We start from the raw sequence: 278 nt of genomic DNA, 5'->3' as shown, positions 1-278 counted from the left end.
CTCGTCTCTCTTGCTGGGCTCTCGCTGCTTCTGCCAATAGCAGGAATCTTCGGCAGAGGTAGTGTCGAGTTGTCAACGGTATCTCTTGCCTCCTCTGAGAGATCACTGCGACCTCTGAAGGCGATCTTCGATGCGCCAGAGGTCCCTGCGCCCACAGGGTCCTCGACCTCGCTGAGAGGGCTCACCGCAGGCTCCTCCTCGTTTGCGGCGTGGCTGGGATCGACCTGGATGCCCTTAGCCTCGCTCTCACGATCGAGAAGCTCCTTGTTTGCTGGAAC

The 278-nt window shown here is 59.7% G+C and carries 1 protein-coding gene; it reads right to left on the bottom strand.

Annotation, left to right across the window (positions count from 1 at the left end; translation table 11 throughout):
* Positions 1-278: hypothetical protein (locus KVT45_RS55325; RefSeq protein WP_217562706.1), on the bottom strand; the 278-nt coding region annotated here is incomplete at both ends.

This window comes from Streptomyces sp. GbtcB6 (assembly GCF_019091475.1).
In the GTDB taxonomy this organism is placed as follows: domain Bacteria; phylum Actinomycetota; class Actinomycetes; order Streptomycetales; family Streptomycetaceae; genus Streptomyces; species Streptomyces hyaluromycini.
This window is presented reverse-complemented; position numbering and strand designations above follow the sequence as displayed.